The organism is Candidatus Nomurabacteria bacterium, from assembly GCA_016699365.1.
In the GTDB taxonomy this organism is placed as follows: Bacteria; Patescibacteriota; Minisyncoccia; order Phycocordibacterales; family UBA9973; genus CAZLWF01.
In genome coordinates this window covers 403,877-427,578 of sequence record CP064973.1, presented here as the reverse complement: position 1 = coordinate 427,578, position 23,702 = coordinate 403,877, and the positions used below count along the sequence as shown (strand labels likewise).

General features: G+C 36.3%; 25 protein-coding genes and 4 tRNA genes. 8 read left to right on the top strand and 21 right to left on the bottom strand.

Annotated features, from left to right (window positions below; all coding sequences use genetic code 11):
• Positions 1-21: 21 nt before the first annotated feature.
• Entirely contained in the window at positions 22-786 is a 765-nt protein-coding gene (locus IPJ63_02435) for a hypothetical protein (GenBank protein ID QQR76340.1), read from the top strand.
• 37 nt (positions 787-823) lie between these two features.
• Entirely contained in the window at positions 824-1,459 is a 636-nt protein-coding gene (locus tag IPJ63_02430; GenBank protein ID QQR76339.1) for an HAD family hydrolase, read from the top strand.
• Here IPJ63_02430 and IPJ63_02425 read toward each other — a convergent pair.
• On the bottom strand, positions 1,456-2,622 hold the full coding sequence (locus IPJ63_02425) for a YibE/F family protein (protein QQR76338.1): 1,167 nt from the start codon (positions 2,620-2,622) through the stop codon (positions 1,456-1,458). The two genes, IPJ63_02430 and IPJ63_02425, sit on opposite strands and share 4 nt — an antisense overlap.
• A 38-nt stretch (positions 2,623-2,660) precedes the next feature.
• On the bottom strand, positions 2,661-3,407 hold the full coding sequence (locus tag IPJ63_02420; protein ID QQR76337.1) for a ZIP family metal transporter: 747 nt from the start codon (positions 3,405-3,407) through the stop codon (positions 2,661-2,663).
• Positions 3,408-3,480: 73 nt separating this feature from the next.
• Between IPJ63_02420 and IPJ63_02415 the strand changes: the two genes are divergently transcribed.
• Positions 3,481-3,888: a transcriptional repressor gene (locus IPJ63_02415; protein QQR76336.1), complete on the top strand. Its 408-nt coding sequence runs from the start codon at positions 3,481-3,483 to the stop codon at positions 3,886-3,888.
• Between the two features lies 1 nt (position 3,889).
• Here the strand turns inward: IPJ63_02415 and IPJ63_02410 are convergent, their stop codons facing one another.
• From IPJ63_02410 to IPJ63_02375, 8 genes are all read right to left on the bottom strand, one after another.
• Positions 3,890-5,542 carry a CTP synthase gene (locus IPJ63_02410; protein QQR76335.1) on the bottom strand — a complete coding sequence of 551 codons (1,653 nt, stop codon included), beginning with the start codon at positions 5,540-5,542 and terminating at the stop codon, positions 3,890-3,892.
• A gap of 11 nt (positions 5,543-5,553) precedes the next feature.
• The gene (locus tag IPJ63_02405; GenBank protein QQR76334.1) at positions 5,554-6,477 is read right to left on the bottom strand and encodes an ABC transporter permease; all 924 of its coding nucleotides are present in this window, start codon (positions 6,475-6,477) and stop codon (positions 5,554-5,556) included.
• 4 nt (positions 6,478-6,481) lie between these two features.
• A complete protein-coding gene (gene ftsE / locus IPJ63_02400) occupies positions 6,482-7,165 on the bottom strand; it encodes a cell division ATP-binding protein FtsE (GenBank protein QQR76333.1) in 684 nt (227 codons plus the stop codon).
• 131 nt (positions 7,166-7,296) lie between these two features.
• Positions 7,297-8,175 (bottom strand): PCRF domain-containing protein, encoded by an 879-nt coding sequence (locus IPJ63_02395; protein QQR76332.1) that lies wholly within the window; start codon positions 8,173-8,175, stop codon positions 7,297-7,299.
• 18 nt (positions 8,176-8,193) lie between these two features.
• On the bottom strand, positions 8,194-8,874 hold the full coding sequence (locus tag IPJ63_02390) for a hypothetical protein (protein ID QQR76331.1): 681 nt from the start codon (positions 8,872-8,874) through the stop codon (positions 8,194-8,196).
• Between the two features lie 118 nt (positions 8,875-8,992).
• A complete protein-coding gene (locus IPJ63_02385; GenBank protein QQR76330.1) occupies positions 8,993-9,583 on the bottom strand; it encodes a hypothetical protein in 591 nt (196 codons plus the stop codon).
• A 58-nt stretch (positions 9,584-9,641) separates the two neighbouring features.
• Positions 9,642-9,714: transfer RNA gene (locus IPJ63_02380), tRNA-Thr, on the bottom strand.
• 54 nt (positions 9,715-9,768) lie between these two features.
• Positions 9,769-10,725 (bottom strand): D-alanyl-D-alanine carboxypeptidase family protein, encoded by a 957-nt coding sequence (locus tag IPJ63_02375; GenBank protein QQR76329.1) that lies wholly within the window; start codon positions 10,723-10,725, stop codon positions 9,769-9,771.
• Positions 10,726-10,843: 118 nt separating this feature from the next.
• Between IPJ63_02375 and IPJ63_02370 the strand changes: the two genes are divergently transcribed.
• The 3 genes from IPJ63_02370 to IPJ63_02360 all read left to right on the top strand — a co-directional run bounded on the left by IPJ63_02370 (position 10,844) and on the right by IPJ63_02360 (position 11,124).
• A tRNA-Met gene (locus IPJ63_02370) sits at positions 10,844-10,915 on the top strand.
• Between the two features lie 26 nt (positions 10,916-10,941).
• Positions 10,942-11,014, top strand: a tRNA-Met gene (locus tag IPJ63_02365).
• A gap of 36 nt (positions 11,015-11,050) precedes the next feature.
• Positions 11,051-11,124, top strand: a tRNA-Asp gene (locus IPJ63_02360).
• Between the two features lie 34 nt (positions 11,125-11,158).
• Here the strand turns inward: IPJ63_02360 and IPJ63_02355 are convergent.
• From IPJ63_02355 to gatC, 3 genes are read right to left on the bottom strand one after another with little or no spacing between them, the layout of a single operon-like run.
• A complete protein-coding gene (locus IPJ63_02355) occupies positions 11,159-11,857 on the bottom strand; it encodes a hypothetical protein (protein ID QQR76328.1) in 699 nt (232 codons plus the stop codon).
• Positions 11,858-11,861: 4 nt separating this feature from the next.
• Complete coding sequence (gatA, locus tag IPJ63_02350) at positions 11,862-13,295, bottom strand: Asp-tRNA(Asn)/Glu-tRNA(Gln) amidotransferase subunit GatA (protein ID QQR76327.1); 1,434 nt, start codon at positions 13,293-13,295, stop codon at positions 11,862-11,864.
• A gap of 1 nt (position 13,296) precedes the next feature.
• A complete protein-coding gene (gatC, locus tag IPJ63_02345; protein ID QQR76326.1) occupies positions 13,297-13,575 on the bottom strand; it encodes an Asp-tRNA(Asn)/Glu-tRNA(Gln) amidotransferase subunit GatC in 279 nt (92 codons plus the stop codon).
• Between the two features lie 128 nt (positions 13,576-13,703).
• Between gatC and IPJ63_02340 the strand changes: the two genes are divergently transcribed.
• Positions 13,704-13,958, top strand: a complete 255-nt coding sequence (locus tag IPJ63_02340) for a hypothetical protein (protein QQR76325.1) — start codon at positions 13,704-13,706, stop codon at positions 13,956-13,958.
• 23 nt (positions 13,959-13,981) lie between these two features.
• Here the strand turns inward: IPJ63_02340 and ligA are convergent, their stop codons facing one another.
• The 8 genes from ligA to IPJ63_02300 all read right to left on the bottom strand — a co-directional run bounded on the left by ligA (position 13,982) and on the right by IPJ63_02300 (position 20,519).
• Complete coding sequence (gene ligA, locus IPJ63_02335) at positions 13,982-15,994, bottom strand: NAD-dependent DNA ligase LigA (protein QQR76324.1); 2,013 nt, start codon at positions 15,992-15,994, stop codon at positions 13,982-13,984.
• 78 nt (positions 15,995-16,072) lie between these two features.
• Positions 16,073-16,669: a hypothetical protein gene (locus tag IPJ63_02330; GenBank protein QQR76323.1), complete on the bottom strand. Its 597-nt coding sequence runs from the start codon at positions 16,667-16,669 to the stop codon at positions 16,073-16,075.
• A 3-nt stretch (positions 16,670-16,672) separates the two neighbouring features.
• Positions 16,673-17,269, bottom strand: a complete 597-nt coding sequence (locus IPJ63_02325) for a prepilin-type N-terminal cleavage/methylation domain-containing protein (protein QQR76322.1) — start codon at positions 17,267-17,269, stop codon at positions 16,673-16,675.
• A gap of 5 nt (positions 17,270-17,274) precedes the next feature.
• Positions 17,275-17,922 carry a prepilin-type N-terminal cleavage/methylation domain-containing protein gene (locus tag IPJ63_02320; GenBank protein ID QQR76321.1) on the bottom strand — a complete coding sequence of 216 codons (648 nt, stop codon included), beginning with the start codon at positions 17,920-17,922 and terminating at the stop codon, positions 17,275-17,277.
• Between the two features lie 5 nt (positions 17,923-17,927).
• On the bottom strand, positions 17,928-18,575 hold the full coding sequence (locus tag IPJ63_02315; protein ID QQR76320.1) for a type II secretion system protein: 648 nt from the start codon (positions 18,573-18,575) through the stop codon (positions 17,928-17,930).
• A complete protein-coding gene (locus IPJ63_02310; GenBank protein ID QQR76319.1) occupies positions 18,576-19,382 on the bottom strand; it encodes a prepilin peptidase in 807 nt (268 codons plus the stop codon). It abuts the gene before it with no gap.
• A gap of 7 nt (positions 19,383-19,389) precedes the next feature.
• Complete coding sequence (locus IPJ63_02305; GenBank protein ID QQR76318.1) at positions 19,390-19,905, bottom strand: prepilin-type N-terminal cleavage/methylation domain-containing protein; 516 nt, start codon at positions 19,903-19,905, stop codon at positions 19,390-19,392.
• A gap of 140 nt (positions 19,906-20,045) precedes the next feature.
• A complete protein-coding gene (locus IPJ63_02300; GenBank protein ID QQR76317.1) occupies positions 20,046-20,519 on the bottom strand; it encodes a type II secretion system protein in 474 nt (157 codons plus the stop codon).
• Between the two features lie 212 nt (positions 20,520-20,731).
• On the opposite strand from IPJ63_02300, the gene IPJ63_02295 reads away from it, so the two are divergent.
• Complete coding sequence (locus IPJ63_02295) at positions 20,732-23,674, top strand: peptidoglycan DD-metalloendopeptidase family protein (GenBank protein ID QQR76316.1); 2,943 nt, start codon at positions 20,732-20,734, stop codon at positions 23,672-23,674.
• Positions 23,675-23,702 lie beyond the last annotated feature (28 nt).

Here is a 23,702-nt window from a genome sequence, read left to right as displayed (position 1 = left end):
GCCTCGACAAGTTATGTAATTATGATTTCTAAATTTACTCAAACAATAAAAGACTTTTTTGGAGATAACAATGAATTCGTTGCTTCATTTGATTTGGCGATAAAAGAACGTATTACCTCACCTTTTTATGGATACTTCATAGTTTCATGGCTGATGGTTAACTGGAAAATAATATATATCGCTTTCTTTATAAATCAGGAAGAAATATATAATAAATATAACGTACTAAGAAATGAATATTTATCAACAATTTTTCCTTCTATATATAGTTGGGATCATTGGTTTAATTTTTTAATACTACCAATACTTTTGACGTTCTTTTTCTTTTGGGTTTCTCCAAAAATTACAAGAATCTTTTACAGAAAAAGTATAAAAAACCAAATCGCTTTAAAAGTAATCGAGATTCAAGAAACAAGAAAGGAAGCTAAAGAAAAGACAGAACTTATAAAAGACGAGACCGAAGTAATTAAACAGGAGTTACAGAAAATTAAAGAAGAGAAAAAAATTGCGTCTGAAGCACCTGAAATGCTTTGGGAAAAAGAGTATGCAAAGTTTTTTAACTCAACATATTTTTCAAAGTTCGAATCAATTATAGATTCAATTTATCTGCATAGTGGAAACATAAAAGAATTTGACAGCTATAACAATATGACTACATTTATGATACCGAAAGATATTTTAGTCTATTCTCATACCAATGAATTAATAAAAATTGATAAAACAAAAGATAAAATTGAATTAACAGAAAAGGGAAAGTTTTTTATAAAAAAATATTCTTCTAACTAAAATTAAATATCTTAAAATTCACAATGAAAAATATAATATGAAAAAACTAATCATCTTCGATCTAGACGGTGTAATAGTAGACAGTGTTGGATATGCTGCAAAAAATCTACAAAACATTTATCCTGGAATAACTCCCGAAATGCAAAAGGAAATAATGTGTGGAAACTATTTTGAAGAAACCGCAAAAATAGCACACCTAAGAAAACAGGAAACTCCTGAGGAGAAAAAGGCTCGACAGTATGCATATACGGAAGGTAAAAATAAACTACCGGTTTTTAGTGGCATGCCAGAACTCATACACTCTCTAAAAGATTCAGGGCTCATACTTGCAATCAACACTTCTGCTGGAGAGCGAAACTGCAATCCACTACTAGAACGCGCCGGAATACTTCCCTGTTTTAGCTTCATGGCAACAAGTGAGGTTGGGAGGAGTAAAGTAGAAAAATTTAAAATAATATTGGAAAGATACAACACAACTGCAGGTGAAACTATTTTTATAACAGATACTGTTGGAGATATACGTGAAGCTTCGGTTTTGAATATACCAACAATTGCTGTGACCTGGGGATCACATGACAGGGAATATTTTATGAGAGAAAAATACGAAAAATTACTCGCTGTTGTAGACACAGTAGAAGAACTGTTCGAGAAAATAAATGAATTTAAAAACTAATGATGATGTTTGTGGTTTTTTATTTCTTCCATCTCCTTTTCTTCAATTTCTGAATTACCCTCTTTTTGTTTTTTCATTAAAATAAAAACTGATAACAATGTGGTTATTGGTACAGCCAAAACAAGACCTATAGACCCTATCATTGTACGTACTATTTCTACTGCAAATATTTCTTGGTTTATAATCGGTGCATGAGAGCCTAATCCACTAACAGAGTAAAAAAGTAGTAACAGTGGCAGTGACGCACCCACATATGCAATTGCAAGCGTGTTTACTAATGCACCGATATGTTCACGCCCCATACGAATAGCACGTTTATATATATTTACCCGGGAAACATGCGGACCTATCCTGTGAAGTTCTTCTACTGAAATTGCTTGCCCAATCGCGACATCATAAAGAACTCCAAGCAAACCAATCATAATTCCTCCAAACAATAATCCTATAAAGTCTATAGACCCTCCCGTATTGAAGTTTAGATAAATAGATTCTTCATCAGAAAAACCAGTTAGACTCGTTAGATGTACAGATAAATATGCCAAAACTCCAGTAATTAAAACAGTCACAATCATACCAATCACAGCAGATGTAGTGGTCTTGTTGAAACCGTGAGTAACATATGAACCGATAATAATAATAAGAGAAGAAACTCCTATGGAAACCATTATTGGAGAATATCCATTCAAAATAGCAGGCATCAATACATATAGTATGAGGAAAAGACTTCCAAAAAGACTCACCAATCCACGCAATCCTTGTATACCACCGAAAACTAGAACTGATATTATAAAAAGTCCAATTAAAATATATAGAATTGGTATTCTGTATGGATCCTCAACACTATAATGATCTGTTTTGAAATATTCGTTTGTTACATGTTTTAAGTAAAAAATTTCGCCTTCTTTCAGCTCTATATAATCATTTATAAAAGAAACTTCTTTCCCCTTTTCTTCCCCACTTATTATAAGAGCTGTAATTTCTTGATGAACTGGGTTTACAAAAACACCATCCTCAAGATCCACTTCTTTATTTACTACTTGGATAACCTTAGCTTTAGAGCTGGTTACAGTATCTTCGATGAGAGAGTCTTCTGTATTTGCATTAGAAAATCCAGGTAATATAAAACATATTAAAACAAGACTGATCTTAAAAAATTTAAACATAGAAATATTATAACAAAAACAGGTTTAAAACCCGTTTTTTAATGTGCTGAATGCGCTATTTTAATTACAATATATATCAATCCCATACCAGCAAGTGTCAGTATTGTAGTCCATTTTGTAGGATGCGAATGATAGCTCTCTGGAACAAGATCGCTCGCACCTAGATAGATGAAGAATCCTGTAAACAAAGCGAGGACTATGGCCAAGGCTTTATCTGTAACACTAAAAAATAATGTAGAAAGTATACCTACAGCTGGAGCAACAGAATCTGCAATAAGCCATCTGAATGCCTTATTCTTACTTCCACCATCTTTTATAATAGAAGATACGGTATTTATACCATCAGAGAATCCGTGAGCAAGCACAGCCAAGGTAACTACCACTCCCAATGTACTAGAAACTTGAAATGCAAGTCCAATACCTACACCATCGAGCAAACTATGTATAGATATACTAGAAGCCCTAACTACCCCTCTATTTGAATCCTCGTTTTTATGTTCATGAACGTGACACTCTCCGCCTATATCACCATGAGAATGTGTATGAAAAAACCTATCAACTAAAAGATATATGACAAAACCGACAGCAACTATAGTAGCTATGTAGTCTATATTCTGAGCATTACCAATTTCAATAGCCTCAGGCAAAAGATCAAAGAAAGCAACACCGACTACTGTTCCAGCACTAAAACCTACAATCAAGTGTGACTTATCTTTAAATTTTAAAGCAAACAAGCCACCTAAGAAAATAGCAGCGGCAATGAGTAAAGCAATAATTATTAACATACAATTATTATATATTGAAGATATCTAAATGCAAGTCATTTGCATTTAGATATCTTTTTGGTACAGTTGGATTATGTCATTAGATTACGCAAAAATACTAAAAGACTTGAATCTAAAAATAACACCTGCAAGGATGGAGGTGTTTGATTTCTTATACAAAATAAAAAGACCTGTTTCTGCGGAAGAGATAAACCTTAAAATCCCCTCAATTAACCTGACCACAATCTACAGAACTCTCGAACAATTCAAGAAATACAATATTATATCCAAAATTGAAATGCGAAAAGATAAAATGTATTTTGAATACATTCACTCGCATCATCACCATATAATATGCAACTCCTGTGGAGATATAGAAGATATAGATAATTGCAAAATGATAGACGAGTCCAAGTTACTAAACAAGGTTAGTAAGTTTGCAAAAATACATTCTCACTCTTTAGAATTTTTTGGGACATGTAATAAGTGCGCTAAGAAATAGCTTACTTTTTCTTGTTTTCTATTGAAGCTTTTATAAAAGCTGTAAATAGTGGGTGCGGGTGTAGTGGGTGTGCTAAAAATTCTGGATGAAATTGTACGCCCAAGAAAAATGGATGTACATTTTTTGGCAACTCTGCAATTTCACAAAGTGAACCATCTGGAGATTTACCAGAAAAAACCAATCCCTTGTCTTCCAATCTTTTTACATATTCTGGGTTTACTTCATATCTATGTCTATGGCGCTCTGTTATAGAATCTGATTTGTATGCACCAAAAGCTAAAGTCCCCCGCTTTAGTTTAGCTACATAATCTCCAAGTCGCATAGTGTTACCATATTGCATCTTGGAAAGCTTTTCTATTTGTTCTGGGATAAGATCTATGACTAGATTTTTTGACTTAGGGTCAATCTCGCGAGATGTGGCATCTTTCAATCCTAGAATATTTCTAGCGTACTCAATAGTTAGAAGTTGCATACCATAACATAGTCCGAAGTATGGGATCTTGTGCTCGCGCGCATATTTTATAACCATGAGTTTCCCTGGGATACCACGCGCACCAAACCCTCCCGGAACCAGCACTCCATCATATTTTTTTAGCTCAGAAACTTTTTTAGGATTTTTCTCAAAATCAAATGCATTTAGCCATGTTAGAACAGGTTTCTTTTTTAAAGCATAAGCAGAATATTTTAAAGCTTCAATAACAGACAGATAGGAGTCAGATAAAGTAAAGTCTCCCGTATCAAAATATTTTCCAACGATAGCAATACGGACCTCGTCTTTTGAATTGCGTACATTCCCAACAAATTTATTCCAATCCTTCGAATGACCTTTGTTAGGCTTGCTGCAAGACAAAGACATAATGTCACAGAGTGTGTCACCTAAGCCTTCGCGTTCAAAATTTAGAGGAACATCGTAAATACTTTCTACGTCTGGTGCTGATATAACTCTATCTTCTGGGATATTGCAAAAGAAAGATAATTTTTCTTTTCGTTTTTCATCAAGTTTTTTATCAGAACGTGCAATGATTATATCCGGCTGAATACCAGAAGCGTTTAGCAAACGTGCTGCATGTTGAGTAGGCTTGGTTTTCATTTCCCCAACCTTACTTGGCACAGGCAGATATGAAACCATCACAAAAAATACATCTTTCGGATTCTTTATCTTCATCATACGAGCAGCTTCTAGAAACAATATATTTTCGTATTCACCTACAGTTCCGCCTACTTCTATGACTACAACATCAGCACCTGCCTCATCTCTAGCCTTGTGAATACGATCAATTATCTCAAGCGGTATATGAGGCACAACTTGCACACATTTTCCACCATAGCCAAGATTGCGCTCACGGTCTATAACACTCTTGTATACACGCCCTGTGGTCATATAATTGACTCTACCGAGCTTAATATCCAAGAAGCGCTCATAGTTACCCATATCCTGATCTGTCTCATCTCCATCGTGTAATACAAAAACCTCACCATGTTCGGTGGGGTTCATAGTACCCGCATCGACATTTACGTACGGGTCAATCTTTATTGCAGTGACTTCTAATCCTCGATCCTGGAGAATCTTGCCAATTGATGATGTGGTGATACCTTTTCCAACTCCTGATATAACACCGCCCACCACAAAAATGTATTTTGTGTTTTTCCTCATATAAAATATTCTTACTTTGTTAAATACTTACGAACTGCTAGGAAGCTCGACACTGCTCCAAGTATCACACCAGAAAACAGAATTATAATAAAAACCTGAAAGATATTATTCAAATAATATGTAAACAAATTCATGCCGAAAAATCCTGTCATATTTCTACCTAACCAGAAAGTTATAGGTATATAAAGTATAAGTGTCAGTACTGAAGCAATCGATCCATAGAGTATTCCTTCAACCATAAAAGGACCTCTGATGTATTTATTTTCTGCACCCACAAGTCGCATTACTCCAATTTCTTCTCGAGCAAAGTATATGGTTAGTCTAATAGTATTGAAAGTTATAACGATTGAGATTAGAACTAAAATCAAAGTTACTATGAAGCCAAGTTTTTGAGCGCCATTTATTATGGAAGTTAATCTGTCTATGACTAATTTATTTTGATGATAGTTTACCTTATCTATGATAGAAGTCCCCTCGTTTGATAAAACCGGTCCAGTTTCGAGAAAGTTGGTTATGCTTTCATATTGAGAAGTATCTTCTGCTTTTACATTCAAAGACGCACCTAGAGGGTTTTCATCTAGTTCATTTAAAGCCTGAAGTGTTAGGAAATCATCTTGATGTAGATTTTTAAAATTCTCTAAAGCCTGCTCGCTTGAAGTATAAGTAACAGCAGTAACTTCTGGGAGTTTTTCTAGAGATGCCTTTAGATCTAGAATTTGATCTTCTGGAGCATTATTCGTCATGTATATAGTTACATCTACCTTGTTCTGTATCTGCTCAAGAGAAAAATGTAAAACTGCCTGAAGGAGTATCAGAGAAGTTATAACAGACAAAGTAATAGTAGCAACAAGTAAAGAAGCTACAGAAACAATCCCGTTGCGCCAAAAGTTCAAGAAACCTGATCTAATAATTCTTTTTGAATCTATCCAAGACATATTTTTATATTACGTATTTACCTTCTTTATCATCTCGCACGATACGACCTTTTTCTAAAGTTATAACTCTTCGCCCAATTGATTCTATCACACCACGGTTATGTGTAGTAAGTAGAACAGTAGTACCAAGATCATTTATCTTCTTTAGGATCTGCACAACTTCGTATGTATTTATAGGATCAAGGTTCCCTGTTGGCTCATCAGCAATAATCACGTCTGGCTGGTTTATGATTGCTCTTGCTATAGCTAGTCTCTGCTTTTCTCCTCCAGACATCTGAGATGGAAAATGAAAAATCTTACTAGACAAATCTACAAGTTCTAGTACGTGTGGGACGTCTGCTTGGATTTCCTCGTCTGTCTTGCCTGCTGCTTCCATAGCAAAAGCTATATTCTCGTATGCAGTTTTATTTGGAAGTAGTCTAAAATCTTGGAAGACAACACCTATCTTGCGACGCAATTTTGTTACATCACTAGGTCTAAGTGCATGAATATTTGAAGATTCAAAGAAAACCGTACCTGTACTCGGATGCTCTTCGGCTAATATAAGTTTGGTTAAAGTAGTTTTTCCAGCACCAGAATGGCCCACAATAGACACGAATTCACCTTGGGTGATGGCTATGTCTATACCCTCAAGAGATGGTTCGTCTGCGCCTGGGTATATTTTAGTAACGTTATTAAAATTTATCATAATAAAAAGTTTTAATTGGAAGATTTTTGTTTTACAACAAAAAAATGAAAATAATTACAAGATTGGACGTAATGTATTATAGCATATTTTTTTGTTTCAAAATTCCAGTTTTTAGACCATATTTAAAACATCTATATACCTTTCTCTGCTTCTAGAAAATCGTCCAACTGGCCTTCTAAAAGCACTCCGTCCACATCGCTTGTTTCTATATCTGTTCGATGATCTTTGACCATTTTGTAGGGATGGAGTACATATGACCTGATTTGATTCCCCCACTCTATATCTGTAGTCTTCGATATCTGGAGACTTTCCGCAAGAGTTTTCTTATCCTCTTCTGCGCGTTTATATAATTTTCCAGCAAGCATCTCCATTGCACGAGCTCTATTCTGTTCTTGAGATCTTTCAGTAGTTACGTATACATTGATGCCAGTTGGTATATGGGTGGCACGTACTGCAGTTTCGCGTTTGTTTACATTCTGTCCCCCAGGACCACCGGACTTGGACATTTCTACTTTTATATCGTCAGGCCTTATTTCAGGTAAAGCACCTTCAGGAATTTTTGGAATCACTTCCACGAGTGAAAAAGATGTCTGGCGTAATTTCTTTGCATTAAATGGTGAGAGTCTAACAAGTCTATGAACACCGGATTCGTTCTTCAAAGTTCCATAGGTGTTTTTTCCCATCACTTCGATAGATATATTTCTAAATCCACCATGATCATTTTCGTTTTGAGAAAGTAGTGAATATTTAAAATTCTTGCGCGCAAATAATTTTAAATACATATTAAAAAGCATTCTAGTAAAATCTTCGGAATCGTCTCCGCCAGCGCCAGAAAAAATTGTCATAATACAATCCCCTCGGTCAAATTCTCCCACACCTTCAAGTTTGTTTTTTAAGTCTCCAATTTCTCGGATCATTGCCTGAGCTTTGTTTTTGTCAGACCAAAAATCCACCCCTGCCATGGCGATTTCAATTTCTATTATGCGGTTTTTGATTTGTTCTTTGTCCACAAGAGAAAATACAGAATATTAATCCTCCCATGGAAGATTTTCTGGTATGTTTTTGAGATCTAAAAGAAGATCATTGGTATATTGAATTATCTGTTCATGTGCTTTTTTATATATGTCTGCAATCCTGTCTTTTCGTTCTTTTTCGAGTACTTCGTTGGTTCTCTTTTTATATTCTTGAAGCTTCAATACTCCCTCTCGTCTTGCATTTCCTTCCATTTCATCCTGTAGCTTAATTTTTTCCTCGGATACTTCATTTTCAAGTTCTTTAAATTTCGGATCCCACAATGACCATATCCGACGAATCTCATCTTTTCTGGATGTAGCTTCTCTTTTTATAGAGCCGAATGAATTAACCATTTTCAAATTCCAGAATTTATCATACATGTACTCATAACTAGCCTGATCAGTAGCCTCTCCGCACAATACAGCCTGTGTGGGGTCCAAGTAACTAACTGTATTTCCATCAAACGTTTTTGCCATAACCATTTTTTTATTGTCGATTTGGAACTCTCCAACATGTGACATTGCCTCAACAAAATATACAAATTGACTGACAGTTCTCCCGTCGTAAGTTTCTAAAAATTGCATCATTTGCTCTTGTTTATCTGCCTCTAAAACAATACCGGAAACCATTCTCTCTTTATCGTCAGGATAATCCTTTTTTTCTTCAAAAGACACTATTTTTCGATCAAATTTCATAAAAATATTATACCTTGATTAACCCTTTTGAGCCACCTCCGAGAATTGAACTCGAAATATTTCATATACAGTTCAAATGCTTTAATAGGCAAAATTAAAACCCCGAAATTCGGGGTTTTTACACTGTAGAAGTGATTATCTTGTAAAGCAAATCTTCGAGACCAACCTTAAAAGAGGATTTTGTGACCTTGACCTCGCCACTGTCCGAATTCGTCTTCATTAGAACGACTGGTTTGCCCACACTATCTTTTACAAAATCAAAAAGACTTGTGTGGCCACCCACGCCATGAATAGAATGCGGAACTGGACCAAGTAGAACACCTTTCCATTTGTGCCCTCTTAGCTCATCAACAGGAATGTTATGTGAATGTTCGAAACCGTTTACGATTTCAATATTTCTATCACTCAATCCATAAGATTTTGCTATAGCCTTCAAAACATGGAGCTTGTTTTTCCCTGTACCGATTACTGCAATACAAGCATGAGGCTCATCTACTAGAAGTTTTGCAACCCCTTCGACAATAGTCTCTCTCCTGTCTGCAGAATCTTTTAACACAAGGTCAAAATTGCCTTTCGTAACTTGCTCTAAAATATGCAAGATCTTCTCTTTTTCCCGATCAGGCAAATCTCCGTTTTTTATAATCCCTCCTATAGTGAACAATTTATTGAGAATCTGATCCTCAATTGTAGACTTTCTTTCTTCGTTCACATTTGTAAATTTTCTAAACTCTACCACACTACATGTTTAGTGTAAATACTGACTTTTGAGCCCACGACCGGGATTGAACCGATGACCTCGTTCTTACCATGAACGTGCTCTACCAACTGAGCTACGTGGGCTTTTGTATAAACGCAAAAAGTATAGCAAAATAAAAGCGTTTTACAATTAGAATATTAAATTATTTGTAAATATTCACCTAAAGTTAATCCTGAATCTTTCACTGCTTCGGCAACTTCTACGCCAACATATCTGTAGTGCCATGGTTCATATGAATAACCCGTAATACTTTCCTTGTCTTCTGGATAAGACATTACAAAACCATATTTGTACGCGTTTTGCTCTAACCAATTACCTTCTATATTACTAGACATTAGCTTGCTTGTGGATGCAAAACCGATCGATGATCCAGTTAAGTCCATAGTAGTACCAAGCTGATGCTCAGAGTGCCCTGGCAGAGCACTCACTCGCGACGCCTCTGCAAGACCCATAGTTTCTGTATAAAGATTGAAAAGATAATCTTGGATTTCATATTTTCTAAAACCTGAAGTAATACCAAGTGTTATGTTTTCTTTTTTTGCATCATCAAACATTTTTATATAAGCCTCACTTGCAATATCTTTCAAACAGATAATTCCATTTGGATTAGTGTAATCTGGTAAAACAACTAAGTTGCTAGGAATAAATTCAGAACTAACTTTATTTTTCTTGTTTATGGCAAAAAGTAAATCTACATCTTCGCCAGAAACTTTTGGGCATAACTCAGACAAGAGAACCTCATTGAAAGCTTCACGTGTCTTGCTATCGACAACTCCTGTGAGAGGAATTTCTTCATCTTCTTGAAATCTGATTAAAGTAGATGAGGTAATCTTACCCAAAACCCCATCCGATTTAACAACAATATCAGGATATAATCCTTGTAAATAACTTTGAATATAACTTATGTCTGTACTTTTTGAACCAATATTATAATCAGTCTTGAATCCGCCTTGTGCTCGCCAAGAATTCAATGCACCCGCAGAAAAACCAGTAAGTGATCTATTGTCAAAATTATTAGGAAAAATATTTGGAAAAGCAGAAACTATGAGTAGTCCAGCAAAACCCCCTATAGCTATAAGTCCTATATGCTTCATGTAATTTTAGTATAGCAGAGAAAAATAATGTTTATAAAGGTTAAAAACACCTTGCGGGTTGCAAAAATACCCTATTTAGGTACAATACCTTTGTCTTAGAAAAGGCAATTTTTTATATAGCGGGGTAGAGAAGTGGTTATCTCATCAGGCTCATAACCTGAAGACGGACGTTCGAATCGTCCCCCCGCAACAATCCAGGCTTTGAAACTGGAAAATGTCGGGGTAGCTCAGTCGGTAGAGCACAGGACTCATAAGCCTGGGGTCGTGGGTTCGATCCCCACCTCCGACACACGGACATTTATATTTGTGTTCGGAAAATAAAAATGCGATCGTAGCTCAACTGGTTAGAGCACCCGCCTGTCACGCGGGAGGTTGCCGGTTCAAGTCCGGTCGGTCGCGCAAAATAAAAAGCACCTTTAAGGTGCTTTTTATTTTATATATATTCAAACTCTTGGAAAACAGATTTGTACAGTTCGATTACTCTTTTTGCTTCGTGACGTGAAAGTACATATTCTGATCCATCGTGTGCAATACGGTTGCGAACTTTGTGAGCTTCCCATGCGTTTTGCAAAGTTTTGAAATCACTAGGCTCTACATTTTTCAATCTCTCACCAAGATTCTCGCCTTTATAACCCATACGTGCAACCATGTCATCGAGTATTATATCTGCCTCAAGTATTGCTTGGCGCCATTCTGCCTCACTCTCAGTATCCATATGTCGCTCTATAGACTCCCAACGTTCATTTTGTTTTTGTACAACAGGTTCTGGCTCTACACCCTCTTTTTCAAGCTCATGATGCTTTGCATCTTCAATTTCTTTTATACGCAAGTATGTATACGCAATCAAAACAGCCATCAGTACACCTATGATTCCTAATACAATAGAAAAGAAATTGAATATTCCTCCATTTACAATAGCATCCCAGAGAATTTCAAGTAATTTAACAATCCTGTAGAAAAGATACTCAACATTTAAATATGTTGGAAAAGCAGAGCCACCACTTACTCTCACACCTTGGCCCAAAAATACTATTACAGCCAATATTCCTAACACAGAGATAATAACCCAAGGTATTGGTCCTATTCCACTTCCTCCTCCGGCTTTTGGTTTTGGTTTTGGAGCTGCTGCCATAAAACTATTCTAACACAGGTCTGTTAAAGCCAGTTTTATCTTCAAACTTTTTCGCGACTTCAAAAAGTTCTTGTTCACTAAAATGCGCTCCCATGAATTGCATACCAATTGGTAATCCTTCGGATGTAAATCCTGAAGGTACTGATATAGCTGGAGTACCTGCGATGTTTGCTGGCACTGTAAAAATATCAGACAGATACATAGAAACAGGGTCGGACTTCTCTCCTATTTTGAATGCACCTGTTGCTGTTGTGGGTGTAAAGATAAAATCCACGCTTTTAAAAATATTTTTTAATTCATTTGTGATTTCTTTTTGAAGCAGTAGGGCTTTGTTGTAATACGCATCATAATATCCATGTGAAAGTACATATGTTCCAAGCAGGATGCGACGACGCGTCTCCTTGCCGAATCCAGTTCCGCGAGTCTTTGAATAAACTTCTTCAAGATTTTTTCCTTCACTACGAAGTCCGTAGCGTACTCCATCAAAACGCGCCAGATTAGAAGACGCTTCAGCTGGCTGAATAATATAATACACAGCAAGTGAATACTTTATAAGAGGTAGTGATACGTCAACAATTTCATAACCAAGAGATTTTAAATGCTCAATTGATTCATTGAAATTTCTTTCTACCTCAGGATTCAATCCAGTCAAAAAGTCTCTCGGAATACCAATTTTTTTTGTATTTGCAAAATTAACTTTACGATTTTCTGCGCTAATAGAAGTAGCCTCTGATTTGTCTGGTACACTTAGAGTATCAAAAAGTATTTTCGTATCATCTACATTTCGTGTAAATGGACCAACCTGATCAAGCGAACTTGCAAGCGCGATTATTCCATAGCGGGAGATTGTGCTGTATGTAGGCTTGAGACCTACTACTCCGCAAAATGCTGCGGGTTGTCGAATAGAACCTCCTGTGTCTGAACCGAGAGTTGCCAGTGCCATGTTTGCCGCTACAGCTGCAGACGACCCACCAGAAGATCCTCCTGGTACACGAGAAGTATCATATGGATTTTTTGGAACACCATAAAAAGAAGTCTCTGAAGAACTTCCCATAGCAAATTCATCCATATTTGTACGCCCAAGTATTACAGCGCCATTTTCTTTTAGAGTTTTTGCAACAGTAGAATCGTAACTTGCAACATACCCACTTAGTATTTGTGATCCACAGGTTGCAGATTTTCCACTAATGAGCATATTGTCTTTTAGAGCAATCGGAATACCTGTAAGTAGAGTTGCGGAACCTGACCTGAACATTTCATCTGCCCTATCAGCTTGTTCTAATACATCAGAAAAAACTTCAATGTATATATTGAGATCTTTGTTTTTATTTTCAATTTGTTCCAAATACGCATTTGCCAAATCTCGAGCAGAATACTCGCCCGCTTTTATTGCATCATGCGCAATTTGTATTGTTAGAGAATTTAAATCAATTTTCATATTACAAAATCTGTTTTACTTTTAGGAATCCATCTGTGCTTTCAGGTAAATTCTCAGAAATCAATCCAAGAGTATTTTCATCAGCACGAATAGCCACATCTTCACGTACCACGTTTAAAGTATTATTTTGGATATCAGAAGTACTAGAAACATTTACAGAGCTGATCTGGTCTATGTATTCAAGTATTGCACCAAAGTCCCCAAGTAAGCTTTCCTTCTCGGAATCACTCATGTCGAGGCGCGCCAGTGTGGCCAATTTGTCTATATCTGCCTTTTGCATCCCCAAATTATAGCTTATTTTGATTATTATTTCATTTGACAAATCAATCTTTTATGATAGATTAAAGAAAAAATACTAGAATGAAAAACTTAAAGAAAGCAATTGAACATTACTGCTCCGTGCGAAATATGACCATCGAGCAGTTAGCGCAAAGAACTGCGATCGATATATCAGTTATAAATGAAATTGATGAAACACCAATAGATGATCCATGTGGCATACAAATGACTTTTATTAGTCGACTTGCAACGGAGCTCAACGTATTCACGCACGATATATTTTTAAAAGCAGTTTTAATGAGTGAAGAACTTACTGAATTACGTAGACAAGAATTCAGCAAAGTATGGGTCTTGCTTGATTTCCTGCTTAAAACTCGGACTTAAACCAATCGCCGTAAATGGCGATTTTATTTTGCCATTTTTAGAAATTCATCTTCCTCTATAATTTTAACTCCAAGTTTTTGTGCTCCCGCAAGCTTTGACCCCGCACTCTCCCCTGCCAGAACAAAATTTGTTGCTTTTGAAACAGAACTTGCCACTTTACCACCATTGTCGATAATCATTTTCTTTGCCTCTTCACGAGAAAGTGTCGGGAGTGTCCCTGTTAGAACAAAAATAAGCCCGGAGAATTTTCCTATCGCCTTTTTGTATTCTTTTGGTTTTACTCCATTATCTAAAAGTTTTTGAATAAATTTCTGGTGGTATGAATCAGATAGATATGAAAGTATACTCTCGGTAACAGCTGGACCAATGTTTTCTATATGATCCAGATCAGACTCTTTTGCATTTAAAAATTTCTTCAAATTTACAAAGTGTCCTGCAAGATCCCGAGCAGTTTCTTCGCCCACATGTATAATTCCAAGCGACATGATGAAGCGATCAAGTGGAGGATTCTTCTTCTCAGATATATTTCCTATGATATTTGCTGCAGACTTTTCTCCAAAGCGCTCAAGACCAGACAGGTCTGCTTCTGTAAGAGCAAACAAATCTGCTGCATCAGTGATAAGACCTTCGTCTTGCAAGCGTTCAATGATTTTCGGACCAATAGTATAAATATCGAAAGCACTCACGAAATGCACAAGACCACGTGTTTCTTTTGCAGGACATCTTTTGTTTGCACAATAATACGCTACTGACTTACCACCTTGACCTTCTTTTTTATCGATACCACCTCCGCACACAGGACACTTTAGAGGCATCTTAAAAGATTTTTCTTTTCCATCGCGCAGATTGACCAACACTTCTACAACCTCTGGTATCACATCACCCGCTTTTTGTATAACAACTGTATCGCCAACTTTTAGACCCAAGCGCTCTATCTGATCCATATTGTGCAATGTTGCTTTCGAAACAGTAGAACCTGAAACGAGAGTAGGTTCAAAATGAGCAAGCGGAGTAAGTACTCCAGTACGACCAACTTGTACCGTAATATCAAGAACTTTGGTTGTAGCTTTTTCAGCTGGATATTTGAAGGCACACATATAACGAGGGGCCTTACCCACAACACCAAGTCTGTCTTGGAGGCTGGATTCGTTTATAGATACAACTACCCCGTCCGTACCAAAAGGCAAACTATCTCTAACTTTTGATATTTCATCAATAAAATTTTCTAATTCTTTTATATTTTTACATTTACGTTCGTACTCACTAACTGGAAATCCGAGTGCTACTAGCAACCTGTGTTCATCGGAGTGAAGTTTTATTTTTTTAGCATAATCTTCACTAAGCTGTGCAATATCATATGCAAAAAAATTCAAATTGCGCTCTTTTGCAATTTTTGGGTCAAGCTGGCGCATACTTCCAGCAGCTGCATTTCTAGTGTTTGCAAATTTTTGCTTACCCAAAGATTCATTTTCTTTGTTCAGTCTTATTAGAGTCTTTTTCGACATAACTATCTCCCCTCGCACCTCTATAACTTTTGGTGTATTTTTACCTAGATCAAGAGGTATATCAGAAATCATCTTTATATTGTTTGTTATATTCTCTCCTATATATCCGTCACCGCGGGTTGCACCATATACAAGTTTTCCGTTTTCATAAAACAAAGACACTGCCAAACCGTCGAATTTCAATTCAGCAAAGTAAGTCGGATTCTCATCTTTTATTATTTTCTTTGCACGCTCTTCCCAATCTTCAAGTTCTGAAACTGAAAAAACATCCTGCAGTGAGAGCATGCGCTTCTTGTGAGTAACTTTTTCAAATTTATCTAGTGGCTCGCCAGCAACTCTACTTAGAGGATCATTTTCAATATCAAGTTTAAAATCTGGAAATTTTGATTCCAGGCTCCTGAGCTCTTTGGTCAGCGAATCATATATATCATCGGTAACTGTCGGATCATTTAGTACATGATATTTATGACGCAAATCAACAATCTCTCTCCTGAGGGCTTTTATTCTTTTTTCAGCTTCATTTTTATCCATAATGGAAAAGTACAGGAGCGTGTCCTGTACTTATGAGTATACCTCGTGATATATGTATTATCCAAAAAATATTCGAATCTAGAGTACCCCTGCGCCCGCCCCATCATCAACTACTCCGCCCTCTGGGGCTGGTGCTTCGCCGGCTTCGACAAAACCACCGTCTGGAACCGCAGCTACTGGATTTGGATATTTTACTTCCAAGAGTCTCTCGACTATACGATTTGTATCAAATGAATCCAATTGTGCGCAATCTATGTTATACCCTTGAGATATTATACGTGTGAAACTAGCACCATCTATGTCAAAATTTTTATTGACTTCAATTGTCGCACAGCTACGAGGAGATAGGTCGAATTCAAATGTAAATAATGTTGGAGAGATAGTCTCAAAATTAGACACGACGCCGTCTCTACACTCTGGTGTTATTGGAGAAATTGGATTGAAAGCGTTTTCTTTAAGGTCATAGTAAAGTGCACACTCACTACCAGCGTCTGCTGCATAAAATGCTAAGTTAGATTCTTTTGCAGATATGGTAAGTTCAGTTTCTTTTAAAGCTATATTAAATATTCCAGTTGCTAAAACTAAAACAATCACTGATATCAAAACTGTAAAAAGTACGACGAAACCACCCTGATTTTTGTCTGCTTTTTTTATTTGTTTAATAAATATTTTCATATTTTATATTGCACTTATATGAGGCTGCCAATCCATCAATATATTTTGATAAGTAATTGTCTGTTCTGAAACACCTTGATACCAAGTAACTTTACTAGTAACCAAAACATCGTTTGCTGTAGTTTCTGGAATTTGCAAAATAAATATTGTTCTAGTAAAAGGCGAAGCAATTGAACCACTAGGCAGGTCGCAAGCATGACTCTGGTCATATCCGAAATATCCTGAAGCTTCTGAGTATGGAATATTACAAGTGGAGCCAGTACATGCACAAATATCTAGACTTGATGGATCTATATTACAACCTTGAGTTCCTGTACAAGAACTAGTACTTGATATGAAAGTAGACCATCCCTCACCTGAAGGATCAGCTATAACTGAAGTATCTCTGAGATTGCGAACAATCTCTACTCCCTCTTGGGCCAAGTATGAGGCTGTAAGCCTAGACTTCGCTAGTGTGGTATTTGATACACCACCACTTGAAACAACTATCAAAAAAACAATTGATGAAGAAAATATAGCCAAAGCTACAAGAGTCTCTACAATAGTAAAACCTTGGTTGCTATTTTTTTCTTTGTTTATTTTTGAAAAAATTTTATGCATATATTTTAGAAATCAATTTGTCTTTGAGATATAGTTGTCTGGACTGAAAAAGGAGTCACTATATCTTGATAAACTATATCTCCAGCTAATCGGATAATAACTCTTGGTTGTGTTCCATCACCGAGCAATGGGTTTGGATTTTCTGCGTTTTCAATATTGAAACCGGATTTGTTTGGATCTATGTGTACAGAATACGGGGTCAAATCAAGACATCCACTACCTGTAGGAGAAGTAGCACAAGCAATACCAGTGCCCTTTACCAGCTTATATATTCCAGTACCAGATACCTCTACAATTCTATACACAACCTGGTCACCATCATCAGCAGGGTTGCCATTTACTCTCTCAAAAGCCATAGATTGGTATGGGGTTATACCTTCCTCAAACGGACAATCTTCTGTTTCCCCTAAACCTCCGATAGATGCTCTACAATTATAAAAACTTCCTAGTCTAATATTTCTAGACATATCTTCTAGAACAAAGTGCATGCTGTCTATTGCCTGTCTAGTATCAGTTGTTTTTTTATGAATTTGATTTACTTTTAAAACTGCTCCAATACCAATAATCATCACAACAGTAAAAAGACCTACTGCTATAACAATCTCAATAATCGTAAATCCAGAATTTTTATTTTTATGATTTTTGTATTTCATATAAATTAACAAGCTACTCCTCCTCCACCACATGCATCAACAGCACCGTCAGAAACACTGATCTGCCCTGTTGGCCATATAGAAATATTCATATTTATTCCTTTTGGAGAAATTATTTCTATTTTTGCACCTGATGGTAATTCGTATAAAGTATCAAATTTTGTTCCATAAATTTTTGGCTCTGGAAAAGGTCTAACGTATGTAACTGATAAATCCTCGTAACCACAAGACCCATCGTGTGTACAAATATCAGATATTGCGTCATTTGACTGGATTGTTGTTGTAGATAAACACTCAACCCCGAGCTCACCAGGATTATCACAGTTACCATCAAACAAGAAATTTCTAGGAGAACCCAAATCTCTAAAGTAAATAAAAGACTCTGGCGTATCCATGTTGAAATAAATTCCATAAGCAGGCGGCTGGCCTGTATCTAAACCTCCAGTCAATCTTCCAGATATTGCATTGGTCTGAGCTTTTTTAATATGAAGAGCAATATCTTGAGAAAGATTTTGGAGTGATGCCCTGGTAGAGAAATCAGAGAAATTCAAGAGTGTGACACTAGATATAATCCCGACTATAGACAAAACCACTATAAGCTCTATGAATGTCATCCCTCTTGTGTATTTATAATTGTTTTTATTTACCTTCATTTAGAAAAATAAATTACTCAAAAAAATAGAAAGCGTTTGGAAAGATGTTTCAAAAACATAAACAAACAATGTACCGAATACTAAAAACGGACCAAAAGGAACTTCACTCTTCATAGTATATCGAGAGTGTTTTGCTAGAAGAAGGAGTATTGATACAACTGCACCAACCCAAAAAGATATCATGAGTGCCGCTACTCCATTTGATAAACCTAAAAAGAATCCCATTCCCATCATAAGCTTCAGGTCACCAAACCCCATGAGTCTACCTTTTGACAAAAGCCAAAGTAGATAAAAAGGTAAAGGTAAGAGTATTCCAGCAAATGCATCTATCGGAGCTGGAGCAACAATCCCATATACATTTGTAAACATTCCTAGAAAAGCAAATAGGATAAAAGTATATACAAGTGCGTTGGGAATAATCTTGTGTCGAATATCGTACACAGCTATCACTATAAGAAGCGATGCCATAAACATAGAGTATATGAGCGGAGCGACAGTTACAAAAGATACCACTTCAGAAGATAGAAATTTATTGGCTAAAAAGACAAAGATAAAAGCTGTTGATATTTCAACAAGTGGATACTGAATAGAAATTTTTGATTTACAAACTGAACACTTACCACGCAAAAATATATAACTGAAAATTGGAAAAAGCTCATACCAATGAAGTGTCTTGCCGCATGACAAACACATAGATCTGCCGCCAAGTCCCCAGCCGGTCTGATATCTGTATATAACAACATTAAGAAAGCTCCCGATAAAGAGTCCTAAAATAAATATTATAAATATTGGTAAGAAGGTATACATTTATTTTTTACGGTACAAGATCAAAACATTTTCCACCAGCAGGCTCTACTACTGTACCTTTACAAGACTGCGCATCATCACCTCTGATAGAGCTAGCGTTCAATCCATTTGTATTACCACAAAGGTTTGTATAGCCTGTCCCCACAAGACCTGCAGTCGTAGAAAGTAGATCTCGGTCTGTATTAAGGACTACATTGTTTTTTTCCAAAGAAACACCTACATGATAAGAGGCGCACTGTCCAGCTGAACCACTCAAGCCGGTGTAGTATATATTTGAAGGCATAACTGGAATATATGTTGGAACTAGAGATGTTGCTACAGCAGGATAATATCCGTTTGTACTAAAATATAGATTTAGTGCATTTACTACTGATTTAAGTTCGGTGATATCTTTAGAATCACGACTATTTGCTCTAGCACTATTCAAGGCACCCATAATTATGGCAGAAAGTAGGCCGATAATTACAATCACAATAAGTAATTCCAAGAGTGTAAAACCTTTTGTGTATTTGTCTTTTTTCATGGTAAAAAAATTATTAACAATATATTAATTGTATCATAAGCAATCTTATATAATAGCAGGAATCACCTATGCACTGTGAGTATCTTTCACAAAAAAACACTCCATTGTGGAGTGTTTTTTAAAACTTCAATAGACTCAACTTAACAAGTTACAATAGTTGAAGCTAGAGTTGTCGCTTCTTTAGCAGCACCAGTTGAGTCAACACAGAATCCACTACTTGCAGTTGTTGGGTTTTTCAAACTTACAATTGCAGCCCATCCTGTTGCGTCATCATGACAAGCAACGATTTGAGATGTGTAATTAAACACAGTTGTATCTACCCCTATAGAAGCTGTAGCCCCTGTATGAGCTTTAGCAGCTGCTAATACAGAATCTCCAATACCTTTTACAGTAGCAAGGTCAGTTGTACAAACTGAATCATAACTATTGCTATTTGCATCATAGAAAAGTTCTGCTTGTGCACGAGCATTGGACAAGTTAGCTTTTACTGCAGCATCTGCACCTTTTGTACGTGCTGTGTTAAGTGAAGCCAAAACTACTGAAGCTAGAATACCGATGATTGCGATAACAACCAAGAGTTCTATAAGTGTGAAACCTTTGTTTTTTTGTGACATATAAAATAAAACTTTTTAAAATTTGCCGCTTTCATTAATCGATTGCGACGCGACCTATTTATAATACCTAAAGTATAGCATAAAAGGGTTTTTACTATGTAAATCCCCTAGTTGTGGATAAATATCCACAAAAAATGACTACTTCTAAATGACAAAATATAAATTTGGAGATAAAATTTAATAAATTTTCTTTAACAAAAAAAAAATAAAATATGAAAAAGTTTATTCTTCTAATTGCGTTGATGCTAATAATTGCATCCGCAATCTTTTCGCAAACACCGGACACTCTTTATGTAGACGGCTGGGACTACCCTGTTGATGATAGGGGTTACACAGCCGAAGGTAATGAGTACGAGATAAGTGAAAATCTTAGTCCGGAACAAAATACACTCTACCCCAACAATCCAATTGCAAATCCTCAAAGAGAGTGTTTGACTGGATGTACTGGAATATTCAGCGCAGGAGACGAGGGTGACTTTGGTAATACAAGTAAAGGTGATCACCCAGGATGTGACTTAAACCGAGAAGGAGGAGACAACGGAGACACAATATTTGTTTCTGCTAATGGAATTATTGTTGATATAAAAATTTCAAGCGGATTAGGTGTTGCAGCGTATTCCGGATGGGTTATTGTTGTAGAGCATTATTATGAAGGCGACAGTATAAATACAAGTGAATACAATCACGTCACTACTCTAAACAATACCGATGGAAGTATTTGTAATAGTATTGATGATTTTACTGTATCTATTGGTGAATGGGTAACAAGAGGTCAGCCAATTGCTAGAATTGGATCAGGTTATACTGCACCCGGAGGAGGCACCCCTATGTCTCCCCATCTTCATTTTAGTATACGAAACTCTTTGTACAGTTATTCAGGAAATGGAAATATCCTTTACCCAAGAGATAACGGTAGAGGTGGTTACGGAGGACTAGTTGACTGTATTGAACCTTGTGCAAATAGCGGAATTCATTTCGCAGGAACAATGACAGCTGAACAAACAACTATTGCTTTTGCTAATATGCAACGTGATGGAATTATTGATGGAACAGACTTCATCGATGCAAATAGACCAAGTACTTATATCGAAACTGCACCAGAAATCGAATGGCAGAATACCATAGGAGGATCAAACTATGATGGCCTTTACTCAATAGAACAGACATATGACGGTGGGTATATTTTAGGAGGTAATTCATCCTCTGGTATATCGGGTGACAAAACGGAAATATCTTTATCTGATGACTATTGGATTATTAAATTGGGGAATGATGGAAATATTGAATGGCAGAATACCATAGGAGGAAGTAGTCAAGACTTTTTTTACTCTATTAAACAAACCTCTGATGGAGGATATATTTTAGGTGGATCTTCTTATTCAGGTATTTCAGGAGATAAGACTGAATTATCCTTAGGCTTATCTGATTACTGGGTTATTAAATTAGACAGCTCAGGTGTAATCGAATGGCAAAATACTATAGGAGGAAGCGGAGATGATAATCTTCAATCAGTTCAACAAACAGTGGATGGAGGATATATTTTAGGTGGAAATTCATCCTCTGGTATATCTGGTGATAAAACTGAAGTATTAATTGGATTCTTAGATTACTGGGTTATTAAATTAGACAGCTCAGGTGTAATCGAATGGCAAAATACTATAGGAGGAAGCGGAGATGATAATCTTCAATCAGTTCAACAAACAGTGGATGGAGGATATATTTTAGGTGGAAATTCATCCTCTGGTATATCTGGTGATAAAACTGAAGTATCTTCAATGTACGACTATTGGGTTGTTAAATTAAATAATGATGGAAATATTGAATGGCAGAATACCATAGGAGGAAACATGAGCGATATAATGTATTCTGTGCAACAAACCCCTGACGGAGGATATATACTGGGAGGAATTTCTCTTTCAAGCATCTCAGGCGATAAGACTGAAATAAATTTTGGAGGCTCTGATTATTGGGTTATTAAATTAAGCGCCGAAGGATTTATTGAATGGGAAAACACAATAGGAGGTAATTCTACGGATGATTTATTGTCTGTAAAAAATATACTAGATGGGGGCTATATTCTTGGAGGAACTTCAGCCTCTGGTATATACGGGGATAAAAATGAGGCGTCTCTATCAAGTGATTACTGGGTAGTCAAAATTAATGAGTCTGGTGTAATCGAATGGCAAAATACTATAGGAGGAAGCGGAGATGATTATTTTTTCTCATTACAACAAACTTCTGATAAAGGATACATACTAGGTGGTATGTCTCAATCAAATATTTCAGGTGATAAAACTGAAAATTCTATAGGTAATTTCGACTACTGGGTTATAAAATTATTTGGCGAATGTATTCCATCCCCCGAAATCTGCAATACTATAGATGATGACTGCGATGGACTCACCGATGAAGACACCGGACCTTCTGTGTCTATAAATGCTCTAGGTTCTACCACTTTTTGCCAAGGCAATAGTATTGTATTAACAACAACTCATACAGGTACAGCTGTACAGTGGTATAAAAATGGTGTTGCAATATCAGGAGAAACAAATGAATTTTTAACCGTATCAACTACAGGATCTTATACCTGCATAAGCTCCAACGAGTGCTCAGGCACAGCTTCAAACGCAATAATAGTAACAGTAAATAAAAATCCGCCAGCAAGTATATCAGCAGGAGGACCGACAAGTTTCTGTGCCGGAGAGAGTGTTACTCTTACAGCAAATGAAGGAGTGGGCTTAAGCTACCAGTGGTACAAAGGTGCCACAGCAATAACTGGTGCTACTAATATAAATTACACAGCAACATCAGCCGGAAACTACAAATGCAGAGTAATAAAAACAGCAACTGGTTGTTTTAAAAATTCAAACAGTATTGCTGTATCCATTGTATGCAAAGAAGGTATTGATGTAGAAAATACCATCCTCTACCCCAATCCATCTAGCAATAAAATATATATTGACTTAAGTGTTTTCAAAAATACAAATACTAATATTGTTATTGTAAATAATTTAGGTCAGCCTGTGTCTAATATGAATACAGATGAAAATAATATTGTCGAGTTAAACATTTCATTATTCCCGTCAGGATTATATGAAGCAGAAATCATACAAAACGGGCATATTATTCATTCAGAAAAATTCATAATTCAATAAAAAAAACCCCGCAATATGCGGGGTTTTA

What these genes read in the sequence shown, in the direction of transcription:
- IPJ63_02435 (QQR76340.1), top strand. Translation starts at nt 22, where the DNA reads ATGATTTCTAAATTTACTCAAACAATAAAAGACTTTTTTGGAGATAAC.
- IPJ63_02430 (QQR76339.1), top strand. Translation starts at nt 824, where the DNA reads ATGAAAAAACTAATCATCTTCGATCTAGACGGTGTAATAGTAGACAGT.
- IPJ63_02425 (QQR76338.1), bottom strand. Translation starts at nt 2,622, where the DNA reads ATGTTTAAATTTTTTAAGATCAGTCTTGTTTTAATATGTTTTATATTA.
- IPJ63_02420 (QQR76337.1), bottom strand. Translation starts at nt 3,407, where the DNA reads ATGTTAATAATTATTGCTTTACTCATTGCCGCTGCTATTTTCTTAGGT.
- IPJ63_02415 (QQR76336.1), top strand. Translation starts at nt 3,481, where the DNA reads ATGTCATTAGATTACGCAAAAATACTAAAAGACTTGAATCTAAAAATA.
- IPJ63_02410 (QQR76335.1), bottom strand. Translation starts at nt 5,542, where the DNA reads ATGAGGAAAAACACAAAATACATTTTTGTGGTGGGCGGTGTTATATCA.
- IPJ63_02405 (QQR76334.1), bottom strand. Translation starts at nt 6,477, where the DNA reads ATGTCTTGGATAGATTCAAAAAGAATTATTAGATCAGGTTTCTTGAAC.
- ftsE (QQR76333.1), bottom strand. Translation starts at nt 7,165, where the DNA reads ATGATAAATTTTAATAACGTTACTAAAATATACCCAGGCGCAGACGAA.
- IPJ63_02390 (QQR76331.1), bottom strand. Translation starts at nt 8,874, where the DNA reads ATGAAATTTGATCGAAAAATAGTGTCTTTTGAAGAAAAAAAGGATTAT.
- IPJ63_02375 (QQR76329.1), bottom strand. Translation starts at nt 10,725, where the DNA reads ATGAAGCATATAGGACTTATAGCTATAGGGGGTTTTGCTGGACTACTC.
- IPJ63_02355 (QQR76328.1), bottom strand. Translation starts at nt 11,857, where the DNA reads ATGGCAGCAGCTCCAAAACCAAAACCAAAAGCCGGAGGAGGAAGTGGA.
- gatA (QQR76327.1), bottom strand. Translation starts at nt 13,295, where the DNA reads ATGAAAATTGATTTAAATTCTCTAACAATACAAATTGCGCATGATGCA.
- gatC (QQR76326.1), bottom strand. Translation starts at nt 13,575, where the DNA reads ATGCAAAAGGCAGATATAGACAAATTGGCCACACTGGCGCGCCTCGAC.
- IPJ63_02340 (QQR76325.1), top strand. Translation starts at nt 13,704, where the DNA reads ATGACCATCGAGCAGTTAGCGCAAAGAACTGCGATCGATATATCAGTT.
- ligA (QQR76324.1), bottom strand. Translation starts at nt 15,994, where the DNA reads ATGGATAAAAATGAAGCTGAAAAAAGAATAAAAGCCCTCAGGAGAGAG.
- IPJ63_02330 (QQR76323.1), bottom strand. Translation starts at nt 16,669, where the DNA reads ATGAAAATATTTATTAAACAAATAAAAAAAGCAGACAAAAATCAGGGT.
- IPJ63_02325 (QQR76322.1), bottom strand. Translation starts at nt 17,269, where the DNA reads ATGCATAAAATTTTTTCAAAAATAAACAAAGAAAAAAATAGCAACCAA.
- IPJ63_02320 (QQR76321.1), bottom strand. Translation starts at nt 17,922, where the DNA reads ATGAAATACAAAAATCATAAAAATAAAAATTCTGGATTTACGATTATT.
- IPJ63_02315 (QQR76320.1), bottom strand. Translation starts at nt 18,575, where the DNA reads ATGAAGGTAAATAAAAACAATTATAAATACACAAGAGGGATGACATTC.
- IPJ63_02310 (QQR76319.1), bottom strand. Translation starts at nt 19,382, where the DNA reads ATGTATACCTTCTTACCAATATTTATAATATTTATTTTAGGACTCTTT.
- IPJ63_02305 (QQR76318.1), bottom strand. Translation starts at nt 19,905, where the DNA reads ATGAAAAAAGACAAATACACAAAAGGTTTTACACTCTTGGAATTACTT.
- IPJ63_02300 (QQR76317.1), bottom strand. Translation starts at nt 20,519, where the DNA reads ATGTCACAAAAAAACAAAGGTTTCACACTTATAGAACTCTTGGTTGTT.
- IPJ63_02295 (QQR76316.1), top strand. Translation starts at nt 20,732, where the DNA reads ATGAAAAAGTTTATTCTTCTAATTGCGTTGATGCTAATAATTGCATCC.